The organism is Bacillus sp. SYZHCR11, from assembly GCF_057196865.1.
Genome location: NZ_JBXUND010000001.1, coordinates 1336821 through 1351666, shown reverse-complemented (window position 1 = coordinate 1351666; position 14846 = coordinate 1336821). Strand labels below are relative to the sequence as shown.

The following is a 14846-nucleotide window of genomic DNA, read 5'->3' as shown; positions in this document are numbered from 1 at the left end:
GTTTTTTTCGTTAAGACATCGGCGGCTTACGATCGTCAGCCGATTGATGTTTTTCAATTTTGCGATCCAATTTTGCGAGATAACGGGAGGCAAATTCTTTTCCGCCAAGACCGAATGAAAGTCCGAAGGCAAGCGCGAAACCGCCCAGAATCAGAATAAACGCGGCATTTACGATCGTGTCGGCGACACCGAGCTGATCCAGCGCCATAAAGATTGAGAGAGTGATAATGGTATATTTCGCAAGCGGCGCCAGGAATCTGAATTCCTTTCCGCTCAGCATGCCGGCAAGCAGCCTGCTGACAAGCTGTCCGGCCAAAAGTCCGATTCCGAGAATAAATACAGCGGCCAGAACATTAGGCAGGTAAGCGATAATACCGGTTGCGATAACGACGAGAAATTCGAGATGAACAAGCTGCAGCGCCTCTGCCGTAAAGAGCAGGACGATGATGATCTGAACAATCATGCCGACCGTCTGAGAAAGCGTCAGCTTCGGGGTGCCCGCCTGTTCAAAGCCCATTTTACCGAGAAGAGAGTCGAAACCGGCCCGGTGCAGGAGCCCGGATACAATGCTGCTGACCCATTTTCCGACCCAGATGCCGGCGATGATCAGCACAATACCGATGATGATATTAGGTAGCATTGTGAAGACCGTGTGCAGCATGGCTGACGCCGGTTCAGAAATACCCGCCACATCAAGCCGGTCAAGCGCAGAGATGATCACCGGAATGAAAATCAGCACGTAGACAATCGTTCCGATGATTGCCGACAGGCTCGTATCCTTCAGATAAATAGAAAGCCCCATACGTGCGGCGAGCCTTTCCGTGCCGATACTCGCCAGAAAGTTTGTGACGATATCACGGACGAGACGGGCAACAAGCCAGCCGATTAAAACAATCAGCGCCGCGGCGAATAATTTCGGTATAAAGGACAAAACGCTTTGGATCATATTTGTAAACGGCCCTGATACTCCGCTGATTTGGAGAGCGGACAAGACGCCGGGCAGGAACAAGAGCAAGACGAAGTAAAAAACGATTCGTGAAGCGGCCGTAACGGATCTGCTCATCTCCGCTTCTTCAGACACCATTGTCCATTTTCTGAGCCGGCCGTTTTCAGCGAGTTTCATGCCCGCTTTTTTGACGAGATAGCTGAAAAGCGAAGCGGCCGCCCAGCCCACGAGCAGAATCAAGCCGGCTTTTAAAACGCTCGGCACAGCCGCCGTTATCGCCGACAGCATGCTGACAAAAGGCGAAGCCACGGTTGTCAGATGCAGAATGTTAAAGAATAGAATAAAAACGATGATTAATGCGATAAAATAAATGACTTTACTGATGACTTTTTCTGAGGAATAGCGCGCCGGCTTTTTTTCGGCGAACAGCCTGTCGTCGATTTTTGTTTTTTGCAGGCCTTTGTATACGGCTTTTTCAATGATTTTGGCAATGCCCCAGCCGATAAGCAGGACGAGCAGTGCAATGATCAGATTCGGGAGTTTGCTGAGATACGTCGTAAGCATGTCTGCTGTATTCAAGTAGAATCGCTCCTTTTCTTTTTGGGGTATGGTGTGTGTTTTACCCACTTACATATAAAGCAAACGGGGCGGATGTGCCGAAAGTTTTCAGTCGGAAACCGGCCTGTTATTTCATCTTTTGAGAGGAGGGGTCATACATTATAAATAAGTCCAAGTAGGGGGGATTCGCTTGAACGCGGAGGAGACAAAAGGTTTACAGCGGGCAATTGAGGAAATAACCGACATTGCGAAGGGTTTCGGCCTTGATTTCTACCCGATGAGATATGAAATTTGCCCGGCTGAAATTATTTATACATTCGGCGCGTACGGCATGCCGACGAGATTCAGCCACTGGAGTTTCGGCAAACAATTTCATAAGATGAAACTCCATTATGATCTCGGTTTGAGCAAAATTTATGAACTTGTCATTAATTCCAACCCTTGCTACGCTTTTTTGCTGGACAGCAATTCGCTGATCCAAAATAAATTAATTGTAGCCCATGTTCTTGCCCATTGTGATTTTTTCAAAAATAACTGCCGCTTTCAAAATACGAATCGGGACATGGTTGAGAGTATGGCGGCTGCGGCGGAGCGGATTAAGCATTATGAAAGAATTCACGGGATAAAAGAGGTGGAGTCCTTTTTAGATGCCATTCTGGCGATTCAGGAGCATATCGATCCGTCGCTCGTCAGGCCGAAGCTGCTGTGGAGCGTCGATGACGAAGAGGAGGACGAAGAAGAAACCGCGCCATCGCCTTACGATGATTTATGGGGAATGGATAAGCCGAAACAGGTGAAAAAGAAAAAAGGGAAAAAACCGTTTCCGCCCCGTCCGGAAAAAGATATTCTGCTGTTTATCGAGGAACATTCGCGGGAGCTTGAACCGTGGCAGCGTGACATTTTAACCATGATGAGAGAAGAAATGCTGTATTTCTGGCCTCAGCTGGAAACGAAAATCATGAACGAGGGCTGGGCATCCTATTGGCATCAGCGGATTATCCGCGAGCTTGACCTGACTTCAGATGAAGCCATCGAATTTGCGAAGCTGAACGCAGGCGTCGTTCAGCCGTCAAAAACGGGAATCAACCCGTATTATTTAGGGCTGAAAATTTTTGAAGACATCGAAGAGCGTTATGACAACCCGACAGATGAAATGAAAAAAACAGGAGTAAAGCCCGGTTCCGGACGCGAGAAAATGTTTGAGGTCAGGGAAATTGAATCGGACATATCATTTATCCGCAATTATTTGACGAAAGATCTCGTTATGCGTGAGGATTTGTATTTATTCCAAAAGCAGGGCAGGGACTATAAAGTGATCGACAAAGAATGGAAGGCCGTGCGCGACCAGCTCGTGAACATGCGGGTCAACGGGGGATTTCCTTATCTGACCGTCAATGACGGGGATTACCTGAAGAATAATGAGCTTTATATTAAACACTGGTATGAGGGAATTGAGCTTGATCTGAAATATTTGGAGAAAGTGCTGCCGTATCTGTACCAGCTGTGGGGCAGGAGCGTGCACATCGAATCTGTTCTTGAAGATAGAGAAGTGATGTTTTCGTATGACGGCAAAGGAGTGCACCGGAGATATCTGTAAAAGAAGAAAGGATGCGGGGAAATCCCCGCATCCTTTTTTATTTTCCGTGTTTCAGGATGTGAAAGATCTTTTTGGCCTGGTCCGTGTTGTTTAAAAGCCCCGTAAATGACTCTCTTCCCGGACCGTATGCGTAAACGGGAACTTCTTCGCCCGTATGATCGCCGGTTGTCCAGCCGCTGTTGGTTTTCGCATTAAAAAGCTTAATGATCGCTTTGTAGACGCTCTTGTCAGCATCCTGTTTTGCGGCCGTTTCGATCTGTTTAATTTCCGCTTTTGACCATTTCAGGTCTGTATAACGCGCAAGCACGGAAGATACGGATTTGCCCGCTTTGATTTGGTCAGCCATAAATGCCGGGGTTTTTTTGGCGGCAAGAATCGGTTCAACATGCCAGTTTTTATCGTCATTCGCGCCGATCGTCAATCCGCCGGTGGTATGATCAGCCGTGGCAACGACAAGCGTATGTTTGTCCTTTTTGGCAAATGCGATCGCTGCTTTATACGCTTTTTCAAAATCCTTCATTTCACTCATTGCGCCGACTATATCATTGTCATGTCCCGCCCAGTCTATTTGGCTTCCTTCGACCATTAAGAAGAACCCTTTTTTATTTTTGTTCAGCCTGTCGATCGCCGCCGTTGTCATGTCTTCTAATGAAGGGACGGCATTTGACCGGTCGATTGCTTTGTCGAGTCCGCCATCGGCAAACAGGCCGAGAATCTTCTTGTTACGATCTTTTTTCAGCTCCTGTTTTGATGTCACGTAGCTGTATCCCGCTTTTTTGAAATCCTTTGTTACATTGCGGTCTTTACGGATAAAGTTTGATTTGCCGCCTCCGAGGAGCACATCGACTTTTTGTTTTCCGTTGATGCGGTCATCAAAGTAGCTGCTTGCGATGTCATTCATGTTCTTTCGGGATTTGTTATGGGCTCCGAATGCCGCAGGGGTGGCGTGGGCAATCTCCGAAGTTGCGACAAGTCCGGTGGATTTCCCTCTTTGTTTCGCTTCTTCGAGGACGGATTTGACCCGCTTTCCTTTTTTATCGACTCCGATCGCCGCGTTATACGTTTTCACGCCCGTGGCCATTGCCGTGCCAGCCGCCGCGGAATCGGTAATATTGGAATCAGGATCGTCAGGATAAGTCATCATCATACCGGCGAGATTGGGGTCGAATGCCGTCAGTTTCATACCATCCGAAGGTTTTCCTTTGTTAATGACCGAACGGTAGGCGTTCATATAGGGAGCGCCCATTCCGTCGCCGACCATGAAGATGACGTTTCTGATCTCGTTTTTGTCAGGCTGTTTTTTTGCCGCAGCCTGTTCAGAGTGCTGAAACCCCGCGCCCGCAATCAGACCGGCTGTCAGCACGGATACGGCTGCCGCCGGCAGAAGTTTTGATCGAACCTGTTTAAATAGACTCATTCTCACTCGTCCTCCTTTAATCGTGTCTGCATGTCTAATGGTAGGGGGTGTTTGTAAAGAGCGCCTGTTCCTCCTGTAAATTTCAGGTGAAACATTGTTAGAAATGTAAATTCCGGTGTAACTTATGTTTTCAAGAAAGAGTGAAAACCATTCACTTTTTTGAAAAAGACGAGGATTTTTTTAACAAGGAGTTATTTGGAAAGTAAACTGCTTTGTTTTTCCAAAATACGAGGATCACAGGAAAAAAACATGACAAATTGACTCGTTTTTCGTCACGTTTGAAATCAAATTGAAATATTTAATACCCTTAAAAAATTTTTTCAAAAACGAATTAGTAAGAAATTTGTCACGGGAAGTCAAGTCTATTTCTAGTGGAAATTGAACCTTATAATAGGAAACAGATAAAAACTTTAAAAAAGAGACACATAAAATAGATAGAATCATTCAGGGAGGAAAATATGAAAAAGCAACTTGTTACAGCAACAACGGCAGTGGTTTTGGGGACGACTTTGTTTGCGGGCGCGGCGTCTGCGCAAACGATTAAGGTAAAAAAAGGCGATACATTATGGGGACTTTCAAATCGGTATGGAACGTCAATTAATTCCATTAAATCTGAGAACAAATTAAAATCGGATATCATTTACATCGGTCAGACGCTTTCGATCAACGGTAAATCATCTTCAGGTTCAAATTCGGGCAGCAAGTCATCATCGTCTACATATAAAGTCGTAAAAGGCGACAGCCTTTGGAAAATTGCGAATAAATATAAAATGACGGTAAACCAATTAAAAAGTTTAAACGGTTTAAAAACGGACCTGATCCGCATCGGGCAAGTGCTTAAAGTAAAAGGATCAACTTCCGGTTCAGCGTCTTCAGGATCTTCGTCATCAAAGAAGCCTTCATCCAGCCATAATATTGCACAGACGAGCCTGAATGTAAACAAGCTGATTTCTGATGCGCAATCTTTAATCGGCACGCCGTATGTATGGGGCGGAACTACGACTTCCGGCTTTGACTGCAGCGGATTTATCTGGTACCTGTTAAACAAACAGACGAGTGTCGGCAGAACAAGCACTGCGGGATACTGGAGCTCAATGAAGAGCGTGTCCAGCCCGTCAAGAGGAGACTTCGTCTTCTTTACAACATATCAAGCCGGTCCTTCACACATGGGTGTATACATCGGAAACAACAAGTTCATCCATGCCGGTTCTGACGGCGTCACAACAAGTGATCTGAATAACAGCTACTGGAAACCGCGCTACCTGGGCGCGAAAAGATTCTAGCAGTGAGAGAAACCCGTTCATCCGAACGGGTTTTTTATTTAGACGGGGCAGAGCTCCATTTGTTTCACCTAAAAATGAAAATGTGATAAAAAATCTAAAAAGGTTTTCTTTTTTTCATTTTCATAGAGGGCGATGGCGTACGCGCCCGCGCTCGGCATCTGGGCGAATTCGCACGGAATTTCAATCATGCTGCCTGCGGCGAGTTCGGACCGTACCGCTGACAGCGGCAGAAATGAGACGCCCAGCCCCTCTTTAATAAATCGTTTCGTAATATGCGTCTGTGTCACCTTCATTGTCCTGACGAAAGGGAACTGTATTCTGACCTGGCGGAGCAAATCATCCCAATAGTCAGGATGGTTATGGGTCAAAAGCAGATATTGTCCGAACAGGTCTTTCACTTCATCCGCCTTCCCTGTCCCGGGTTTTCGGCCGGGTGGCGCGACGAGGACAACGGGGTCATTGTACAGGGGGAGGCAAGTGAGGGAAGATGATTGCACCTTTAAGCAGCTCAGTCCGATATCGGCTGAGCCGTTTCTGATTTGAGAGGCGATTTCTTCCGATTCGAAAATGGTGACCGTCATTTCGGTTTCTTTATTGTCCTCTGTATAACGCTTCATGACAGACGGGAGAACGGTGTCGGCGATAAGCGGCGAAACAGCGAGTGTCAGCGTGTGCGAGTAGCCCTGGCGCACCCTGTGCAGCTCCGCCATGCTGTTTTCATAGTCTTCCAAAAGTCTCATGGCAAACGGCACGTATGCTTTTCCTTCTTCCGTCAATTGTATTTTCCGGCCGCTCCGCTGAAACAGTTTGCAGCTGATTTCTTTCTCTAATAATTTTATATGAACGGTGACGGTCGGCTGAGATAAAAAAAGCGTTTCCGCCGTTTTTCTGAAATTCTCGTATTTTGCCGCGGTGACGAAGGTGTGAAGCCATTTAAAATCCATAGATGCACTCCTCTGATTAAAAGTTTTAATTAATTCCCTTAAAAATATTCATTATTTTTTAAATATTATATTTACTATAATAACAGAAAGAGGACAAGGGGGAATGAAATTGATTTATCGTGGATTGAAAGGGATTACTTGTGCAGAAACGGCGATCAGCCACATTGACGGAGAAAAGGGGCATTTAATATATCGCGGCTATGACGCGAAGGATATCGCATTGCAATTCAGTTTTGAAGAAGCGGCGTATCTCATTTTGAACGGGGCGCTTCCTGATGAGCGGCAATTGCTTGCGTTTCAGGAAGAACTTGCAGCCGAGCGCGGGCTTCCGAAACATTTGATCGGCTTACTGGAAACGCTTCCGGATGAAATGGACGACATGGCGGTGCTGAGAACGGCTGTTTCAGGTTTGGGCACAGATTCATTTACATATCCGCCCAAGCCGGAAGAAGCGATTAAACTGATTGCCGTCACACCGACGATTATTGCGTACAGATACCGCCGTAAACAAGGGCAGGAAGCGCTGTCACCCGAGGCGCGATACGGACACGTTGAAAACTATTTGTATATGCTGACAGGCAGGCAGCCGTCCGCAGCCCAAAAGAAAGCGCTTGAGACGTATATGATTCTGGCGATGGAACACGGGATGAATGCATCGACTTTTTCGGCGAGAGTCACGGTTTCGACTGAATCGGACTTAGTGTCTGCCGTCACTGCCGCACTGGGTACGATGAAAGGGCCGCTGCACGGAGGCGCGCCTTCAGGCGTCACGAAAATGCTTGAAGACATCGGGGAAAAAGAAAATGCAGAAGCGTATTTGACAGCGAAGCTTATGAGGGGAGAACGCCTGATGGGCTTCGGGCACAGGGTGTACAAAACGAAAGACCCGCGGGCGGAAGCGCTGCGCATAAAGGCTGAAGAAGTGGCGGGAAATGATCCGTCGCTTGACTTGGCGCTTTATGTGGAGAAGGAAGCCATCCGCTTGTTAGAGCAATATAAGCCCGGACGGAAGCTGTATACGAATGTGGAGTTTTACGCAGCGGCTGTGATGCAGGCCATTGATGTCGACAATGATTTATTTACGCCGACCTTTTCAGCAAGCAGAATGGCAGGCTGGTGCGCACATGTGCTTGAACAGTCCGCTGACAACATGATTTACAGACCGTCTGCGAAATACACCGGCGCTTTTCCCGAAACGGCTCAGCAGCTTTAATTACCGGCATATTTGTCCGTTTAACTCCCCGCACTGCGTGGTATCGTCTCAGTAATACCAATTGCAGGAGTGTGAGAATATGAATCCGATGGACAGACAGACGGAAGGACAAAAGCCGCAGGTGCAAAACCGCCAGCCCGGCATTGAGTCAGACATGGAGCCAAAACCGCTCTTGGAGGATCCGGATGTAAAAGGGTCGGGCAGATTAAAAGGAAAAGTCGCCGTTATTACGGGCGGAGACAGCGGCATCGGCGCAGCGGCTGCGATCGCTTACGCGAAGGAAGGGGCGGATCTTGCCATCCTGTACCTAGACGAACATGCCGATGCCGAGAGAACGAAAAAGCGTGCGAGAGAATACCAGGCCGATTGCCTGTTAATTCCGGGAGACGTCGGTGATGAGGCGCATTGTCAGAAGGCGGTCCGGCAAGTCTTAGATCACTACGGAAAAATAGATATTCTCGTTAATAATGCGGCTGAGCAGCATCCGCAAAACGGGATTCTTGATATTACGGCTGAACAGCTGGAGAAGACATTCCGTACAAACATGTTTTCCATGTTTCATATGACAAAAGCTGTGCTGCCTCATCTCAAAAGAGGGAGCGCCATCATTAATACAACGTCGATTACTGCTTATCAGGGAGACACATCATTGATCGACTATTCGTGCACGAAAGGCGGCATCGTTTCCTTTACGCGTTCAATGGCGATGTCATTGGCCGATCAGGGGATCAGAGTAAATGCGGTGGCACCCGGGCCGATCTGGACCGCCCTGATTCCGGCAACGTTTACTGAAGAAAAGGTGGAAAAGCACGGTCTGGACACTCCGATGGGAAGACCGGGACAGCCTGCGGAACACGCAGGAGCTTATGTGCTTCTGGCTTCAGACGAATCTTCCTATATGACTGGGCAGACCATTCACGTAAATGGAGGCAGGTTTATTTCAACATAATACGCAAGTCTTATCCCGCGCTTTTAAAAAGGGCGGGATTTTTATTTGATTACATATGAATACGATTTTTAAAAAATAGAAGCCGCCAGCTGAATTACTAATGTTAATATTTCACAGCGGAGAATCCGCTGAGTTCTGTTTTATGAAAACTGAAATAATATATAGAATTTTCAAAAAAGTTATTTTCATTTTTATATTTTTCGCTATAATATGATGTAGGAGAAAGGAATGATGTGCTGAAACATTTCATGCGAAAAATAAGAATTTAGTCATTATTGCTATTGTTATCTGAATATTCTAACATATATTGATTTACAAGGAGTGAAGCAGATGAAGGGGAGCATATTCAGAAAGAAAAGCATTCAGGACCTGCTTGCCGCAACGGGCGGGGAAAAGTCGCTGAAAAGAGAGTTAGGGGCCTTTGATTTGACCCTTCTGGGGATAGGGGCCATCATCGGAACGGGAATTTTTGTATTAACCGGAACAGGCGCTGTCACGGCGGGGCCGGGGCTGACCGTTTCATTTGTCATCGCCGCTCTTGCGTGTTTATTTGCGGCTTTATCATATGCCGAATTTGCTTCAAGCGTCCCGGTTTCCGGTTCCGTCTACACGTTTACTTATGCGACACTGGGTGAACTTCTCGCATTTATCATCGGATGGGATTTAATCTTGGAATATATGCTCGCCGTCAGCGCGGTTTCGGTCGGCTGGTCCGGCTATTTTCAATCATTCTTGGCGGGCTTCGGCATTCATCTTCCGACTGCATTAACGGCCGCGCCGGGATCCATTAAAGGCACGGTCACATTCTTTAATCTCCCCGCATTTGTTATCGTGCTTGCGATTACATTCCTCCTCTACTTAGGCATTAAGGAATCGAAGCGGGTCAATAATATTATGGTCATTTTGAAGGTTCTGGTTGTTCTATTGTTTATCGCCGTTGCGGCCGTATATGTCAAACCTCACAACTGGCAGCCGTTTATACCGATGGGGTTCGGCGGTGTTTTCAGTGCCGCGGCGCTCGTTTTCTTCTCTTTTATCGGTTTTGACGCCGTCTCTTCCGCCGCTGAAGAAACGAAAAATCCGGCGAAGGATCTGCCGAAAGGAATTATCTTTTCATTAATCGTCTGCACCGTGCTGTATGTGACCGTATCGGCGATTATGACGGGCGTCGTTCCGTTTGCCCGCTTTGAAGGCGTTGACCATCCCGTGTCTCTCGTCCTGCAGATGGCCGGACAGAATTGGGTGGCCGGGATTATTGATATCGGCGCAGTGTTGGGAATGACAACGGTGATGCTCGTCATGCTGTACGGCCAGACGAGGGTGATGTTTGCCATGTCCCGTGACGGTTTGGTGCCGGGGGCGCTTTCAAAAGTCCATCCGAAGCATAAAACGCCGCACGTGGTGACATGGGTGTTCGGCATCCTGTCGGCATTACTCGGCTCGCTCGTCCCGCTTGATGAGCTGGCGAAGCTGGTGAACATCGGCACGCTTGCCGCATTTGTCCTGATTTCAGTAGCGGTTATCGTATTGAGAAAGAAACAGCCTGATCTGCCGAGAGCTTTTAAATGTCCGGGGGTTCCCTTTATTCCGATATTATCCATTCTGTTCTGCGTATTTTTAATTATTAACCTTGGCGCCACCACCATATTCCGTTTCTTTATCTGGCTGATCATCGGTCTGGTGATTTATTTCTTATATTCGAGAAAGCATTCGAAATTAAACGGGGATTTGTAAGGAGCGGCACCCGCCGCTCCTTTTTATTTTTCGGAATAATGAAACATATTGAAATGGGCTTAAGTTATCGCAGTGAATAAGGGATAATATAGGGCGGAAGGGAAGTGGAAAGTCGTGTCTGACCAAAAAAGGGTTCAATGGGCCTCAAAAATAGGATTTATTATGGCCGCTGCCGGTTCGGCGATCGGCCTGGGAGCCATTTGGAAGTTCCCTTACGTAGCGGGTACGAACGGAGGAGGCGCTTTTTTTCTTGTATTCGTCCTCTTTACCGTGCTTTTAGGCTATCCGCTTTTGCTCGGTGAATTTATTTTCGGAAGACGGAGCCAGACAAATGCGATTGATGCCTACAAACAAGCCGCGCCGAAGTCGGTATGGCACCTCACGGGTTATGTGGGTGTGGCGGCCTGTTTTTTAGTTTTGTCTTTTTACAGTGTTGTCGGCGGGTGGATTTTGCTTTATGTGTTAAAAGCTGTTACGGGTTCTTTATCCGGGCTCACTCAGGAGCAGTACGGAACGGTGTTCAGGACGGTCATTGAAAATCCGATCCAGACTCTCGCCGCGCAGCTTGTATTTATGATCTTGACAGTGGCGGTCGTCGCAAAAGGCGTGCAGAAAGGGATTGAACGTGTCAGTGCGGTGCTGATGCCGGTTTTATTCGTGCTGTTTCTATTGCTTGTGCTGCGATCAGTCACGCTCGATCATGCCGTTGAGGGGATTAGATTTTTATTGGTTCCGCACTTTGAAGATTTGACGCCGGAATCCATCCTATATGCTTTAGGACAGGCGTTCTTTACATTAACGCTCGGCGTTTCGGTCATGGTGACATACAGTTCGTATCTGCCGAAAACCCAAAACCTTCCGGGATCGGCAGGTTCCATTGTTGTGATGAATGTGCTCGTCACGCTGTTTGCGGGACTGGCCATTTTTCCGGCGGTTTTTTCGTTCGGATTTAAACCGGATGAAGGGCCTACACTGCTGTTTACCGTACTGCCGGCTGTGTTTGACCGGCTGCCGTTCGGCTCGCTGTTTTTTATCAGCTTTCTGGCGGTCTTTTTCTTTGCCGCGCTGACTTCGGCCTTTTCGATGGTGGAAATTATCGTAGCGACTGTCGGGAAAGGTGATGAAACGAAAAGGAAGAAGCTGTCGTGGACAAGCGGTCTGCTCATTTTCTTAGTCGGAATTCCGTCGTGTTTATCATACGGTGTGCTCGGTGATGTTCATTTGTTCGGAAAAACGTTTTTTGATCTAGCGGATTTCACAGTGAGCAATGTGCTGATTCCGCTCGGCGCTTTATTAATATCAATCTTCATCCCGCTGAAAATACCGAAGCGGGAGCTGTTCGCCGAGATGAAAAGCGGTTCCGCCATCGGCTATCGTTTCTTTCAGGTGTGGTATTTCCTTCTGAAATATCTCGTGCCGCTGGCTATCATCGTCGTATTGCTGCATTTAATCGGCGTTCTTTCATTTTAAAAAAACAGGCCCCCGTAAAAGGGCCTGTTTTTATGTTTAAAAACCGAATTGCAGATTCGTATCAACGGCAACAATCGTATATACACAAACAATGACGAAAAGGTTGAGGATGACACCGAGCAGTCCCGGGCCCGTCCGTCCTTTTTTAATAAACAGCTCAATGATGCCGAACGGCACGGCGGCCATCGCAAACGGCAGCATCTGATAAGAATAGAAAGTCACATTGCTGATGATTGCCACGTTCAAAAGCAGCAGCGACAAAATCGCGGTACCGACTGATATCCAGCCGAAAACATTATGCTCTTTAAAAATTCTTACCAATTCCATAATTCCACCTCACCGATGTTTGCTGCTTTTACTGTTTTATTTTTCAGCAGACGTTCGATTTCTTTTGTCGGCCCCGTCACGACAGAGCCGTATACGTTCATTCCGTGATGTTCAACATAGTCGATTCGGCTGCCAAGATTCATGTCTTTGCGTTTCGATATTGCATGCGCCCATTTTTTATGGCGGGACATAAATTCAAGGGCATTGATAAATTGTTCACGGTCTGTCTGTCCTTGCGTTTCGAAAGAGGACACCATCTTGGAATCTTTCCCGGGAAATCCTAACGGCTCGGCATAAGGACTGTCTTTCAGATTTTTCTCCGTTTCGACCGCGTTCCATAAAAACTTCACATCGTATTTTTTAAAAGTTGAATATACTTGAGAAGAAGGGTAGGCCCGGTCATAAGAAAGATAGACCTCCGCCACGCTTCCTTCAGGCAATTTTTTCAATGTCTGTCCGGCTTTGTCAATCGTGCGTTCCTTTAAGCCGGAAGGATGGGCAAAATAATGCTTTGCCTGTGCCGCGTCTAGATCATAGTAGTTAACGGCAGGCGATTTGACCGTATCTAAAAACATTTCAATCCGTTCTCCGCCGACGGATTTCGTTTTTGTGCCGATCTGCTTTTGCAGCGGAAACTCTGTATTCATCCCAAACAGCTTCACCTGGCTTTTCAGTCCGGAGGTATCGACGAGTACGTTCGGCATGGTGGTCGCCACCGTCACGGCTGCGGTTTCCATTAATTGATTGCCGGTGCTTTCTTTTCCTCCCAAACCGTAATAGAGGTAGCTTCCCAAAGTGCAAAGCGGCAAAATCATCAAGGTGGAGATGACGGCGAGAACTGAAATCCGCAAATACGATTTGCGTTTTCCGTATGACAAAATGGCCTTCTGTTTTTCCGGGCTGATGCCGACGTCCCATTCCCGGTCGTCCTGCATTTCGCTTTCAATCAACTCCTGATAGACTTCAAGCTTTTCCAGCTCTTCTTCAAAGGCGGCCATTTCCCGGTCGCTCATTTCTCCATTTTTGTATTGGTAAAAACGCTTTTTAAATTCTTCATTCATCATTAACACCTCTATTATAAAGTGCTTTCAGCCGCTGTCTGGCACGAAATAAAACACTTTTAAAATTAGCCTCTGAAATATTCATAATATGGGATGCTTCTTTGTAATTCAGTTCTTTTAAATAATACAGTGTTAAGGCCTCCCGATAATTGTCGGGAAGTTCGGACATATACCCTGTCAGCACTTCCTTGATTTCAATCTGATGAGCCGGGCTTTGAACAGCCGTCTGAAAAAGGCTCCCAATTAAGTCATCGGAAATGGTCACTTCCTTTTTATGTTTTCTGACATAATCTATAAACGCATTTCTCGCCACTTGAAAAAGCCATGGCTTTACTTTGCTGTGGTCGTAGGAGTGAATGTGTATGTATGCCCTCATAAAGGTTTCCTGCAGCAAATCTTCAGCGAGATGCTTGTCTTTTGTCATGGAGAGCAGGAACCGGTAAACATCATTCATATACATTTGGTAAATTTCATCGATCGTCACTGCCTTTTCTCCCCTCTATGTTATACACGCATAAGAAAGGTTTAAAGTTGCACGTTCCATGCAAACGGCTTAAATTCATTTTCACCTCATCAAACACCATTTCTCTATAGTACCCAAAATCCGTCATAAAAGATAGAGATCGGCGGAGGAAAAATATATTTATTAGTACCAGGTAATAAAAAATATTGTTATAATAGAGAGAGAACACTTTTGATCATTACAACAAAGGAAGTGCGTTATGTATAAGTTTTGTGCAAATGCCATCAAATTCATTCTTTCTCTGCGCGGAGGAGTCAAAGTATACAATAAAAAGAATCTTCCGTCTGATAAAGGATTCGTTATCGCGTGCACGCATGCGGGCTGGGTGGACGTCCTCACGCTCGGTGTCGGGATATTGCCCCATCAGATTCATTATATGGCGAAAAAAGAGCTGTTTCAGAAAAAGTGGATCGGAAGTTTTTTAAAGAAGATTCACGCGTTTCCGGTTGATCGTGAAAATCCGGGTCCGAGCAGCATTAAAACGCCGATTAAGCTTCTGAAGGAAGGGAAGATTGTCGGGATTTTTCCGAGCGGCACGAGAACTTCTGAAGACGTCCCGCTGAAAAGAGGGGCCGTGACCATCGCCCAAATGGGGAAAGCGCCGCTCGTTCCGGCCGCATATAAAGGGCCGTCTACGGGAAAAGCGCTGTTTAAAAAGGGAAAAATGCGGCTTATCATCGGCGAGCCGATTTTTTTGGAGGACTTTTCCGATCTTGCGCCGAAGGAGAGGCTTGCGGCCATGACAGAAGAGCTGAATGCCAGAATTAAAGAGCTTGAGAAAAAACTTGAACAACTGTAAATGAAAAAAAGCTTGCCGTCTGTAT

General features: G+C 46.7%; 13 protein-coding genes. 7 read left to right on the top strand and 6 right to left on the bottom strand.

Translation table 11 applies throughout. The features are described 5' to 3' along the window. Positions 1-10: 10 nt before the first annotated feature. Positions 11-1525 carry a mechanosensitive ion channel gene (locus AC2CGA_RS06215; protein ID WP_003155326.1) on the bottom strand — a complete coding sequence of 505 codons (1515 nt, stop codon included), beginning with the start codon at positions 1523-1525 and terminating at the stop codon, positions 11-13. A gap of 169 nt (positions 1526-1694) precedes the next feature. On the opposite strand from AC2CGA_RS06215, the gene AC2CGA_RS06210 reads away from it, so the two are divergent. Then, positions 1695-3101, top strand: a complete 1407-nt coding sequence (locus AC2CGA_RS06210) for a SpoVR family protein (protein WP_043866955.1) — start codon at positions 1695-1697, stop codon at positions 3099-3101. A gap of 37 nt (positions 3102-3138) precedes the next feature. Here AC2CGA_RS06210 and phoA read toward each other — a convergent pair whose 3' ends face one another. Then, positions 3139-4518, bottom strand: coding sequence for an alkaline phosphatase PhoA (gene phoA, locus AC2CGA_RS06205; protein WP_043866956.1), 1380 nt, complete (start codon positions 4516-4518; stop codon positions 3139-3141). 458 nt (positions 4519-4976) lie between these two features. On the opposite strand from phoA, the gene AC2CGA_RS06200 reads away from it, so the two are divergent. After that, complete coding sequence (locus AC2CGA_RS06200) at positions 4977-5801, top strand: C40 family peptidase (protein WP_024085067.1); 825 nt, start codon at positions 4977-4979, stop codon at positions 5799-5801. Between the two features lie 68 nt (positions 5802-5869). Here the strand turns inward: AC2CGA_RS06200 and citR are convergent, their stop codons facing one another. Next, a complete protein-coding gene (gene citR, locus AC2CGA_RS06195) occupies positions 5870-6745 on the bottom strand; it encodes a transcriptional regulator CitR (RefSeq protein ID WP_003155320.1) in 876 nt (291 codons plus the stop codon). 109 nt (positions 6746-6854) lie between these two features. Here citR and AC2CGA_RS06190 point away from each other — a divergent pair, with 109 nt between their 5' ends. The 4 genes from AC2CGA_RS06190 to AC2CGA_RS06175 all read left to right on the top strand — a co-directional run bounded on the left by AC2CGA_RS06190 (position 6855) and on the right by AC2CGA_RS06175 (position 12111). Beyond that, positions 6855-7958 (top strand): citrate synthase/methylcitrate synthase, encoded by a 1104-nt coding sequence (locus tag AC2CGA_RS06190; RefSeq protein WP_024085068.1) that lies wholly within the window; start codon positions 6855-6857, stop codon positions 7956-7958. Positions 7959-8037: 79 nt separating this feature from the next. Then, positions 8038-8907: an SDR family oxidoreductase gene (locus tag AC2CGA_RS06185; RefSeq protein ID WP_044053062.1), complete on the top strand. Its 870-nt coding sequence runs from the start codon at positions 8038-8040 to the stop codon at positions 8905-8907. Positions 8908-9237: 330 nt separating this feature from the next. Then, a complete protein-coding gene (bcaP, locus tag AC2CGA_RS06180; protein WP_014304702.1) occupies positions 9238-10641 on the top strand; it encodes a branched-chain amino acid transporter BcaP in 1404 nt (467 codons plus the stop codon). A 114-nt stretch (positions 10642-10755) separates the two neighbouring features. Next, positions 10756-12111 carry a sodium-dependent transporter gene (locus AC2CGA_RS06175; RefSeq protein WP_024085070.1) on the top strand — a complete coding sequence of 452 codons (1356 nt, stop codon included), beginning with the start codon at positions 10756-10758 and terminating at the stop codon, positions 12109-12111. A 36-nt stretch (positions 12112-12147) separates the two neighbouring features. Here the strand turns inward: AC2CGA_RS06175 and AC2CGA_RS06170 are convergent, their stop codons facing one another. The 3 genes from AC2CGA_RS06170 to sigM are packed head-to-tail and all read right to left on the bottom strand — an operon-like array spanning position 12148 to position 13983. Further along, positions 12148-12438, bottom strand: a complete 291-nt coding sequence (locus tag AC2CGA_RS06170) for an anti-sigma-M factor (RefSeq protein ID WP_003155315.1) — start codon at positions 12436-12438, stop codon at positions 12148-12150. Then, on the bottom strand, positions 12426-13502 hold the full coding sequence (locus AC2CGA_RS06165; RefSeq protein ID WP_088005355.1) for an anti-sigma factor: 1077 nt from the start codon (positions 13500-13502) through the stop codon (positions 12426-12428). Before AC2CGA_RS06165 ends, AC2CGA_RS06170 begins: the two co-directional genes overlap by 13 nt. Next, on the bottom strand, positions 13492-13983 hold the full coding sequence (gene sigM, locus AC2CGA_RS06160) for an RNA polymerase sigma factor SigM (RefSeq protein ID WP_003155312.1): 492 nt from the start codon (positions 13981-13983) through the stop codon (positions 13492-13494). The genes AC2CGA_RS06165 and sigM overlap by 11 nt, the downstream gene beginning before the upstream one ends. A gap of 238 nt (positions 13984-14221) precedes the next feature. On the opposite strand from sigM, the gene AC2CGA_RS06155 reads away from it, so the two are divergent. After that, positions 14222-14821 (top strand): lysophospholipid acyltransferase family protein, encoded by a 600-nt coding sequence (locus AC2CGA_RS06155; RefSeq protein WP_139885193.1) that lies wholly within the window; start codon positions 14222-14224, stop codon positions 14819-14821. Positions 14822-14846: the final 25 nt, after the last annotated feature.

Excerpts from the sequence above, each read along its gene's own strand:
- phoA (WP_043866956.1), bottom strand. The coding sequence starts at position 4,518 with ATGAGTCTATTTAAACAGGTTCGATCAAAACTTCTGCCGGCGGCAGCC.
- AC2CGA_RS06200 (WP_024085067.1), top strand. The coding sequence starts at position 4,977 with ATGAAAAAGCAACTTGTTACAGCAACAACGGCAGTGGTTTTGGGGACG.
- citR (WP_003155320.1), bottom strand. The coding sequence starts at position 6,745 with ATGGATTTTAAATGGCTTCACACCTTCGTCACCGCGGCAAAATACGAG.
- AC2CGA_RS06185 (WP_044053062.1), top strand. The coding sequence starts at position 8,038 with ATGAATCCGATGGACAGACAGACGGAAGGACAAAAGCCGCAGGTGCAA.
- bcaP (WP_014304702.1), top strand. The coding sequence starts at position 9,238 with ATGAAGGGGAGCATATTCAGAAAGAAAAGCATTCAGGACCTGCTTGCC.
- AC2CGA_RS06170 (WP_003155315.1), bottom strand. The coding sequence starts at position 12,438 with ATGGAATTGGTAAGAATTTTTAAAGAGCATAATGTTTTCGGCTGGATA.
- AC2CGA_RS06165 (WP_088005355.1), bottom strand. The coding sequence starts at position 13,502 with ATGATGAATGAAGAATTTAAAAAGCGTTTTTACCAATACAAAAATGGA.
- AC2CGA_RS06155 (WP_139885193.1), top strand. The coding sequence starts at position 14,222 with ATGTATAAGTTTTGTGCAAATGCCATCAAATTCATTCTTTCTCTGCGC.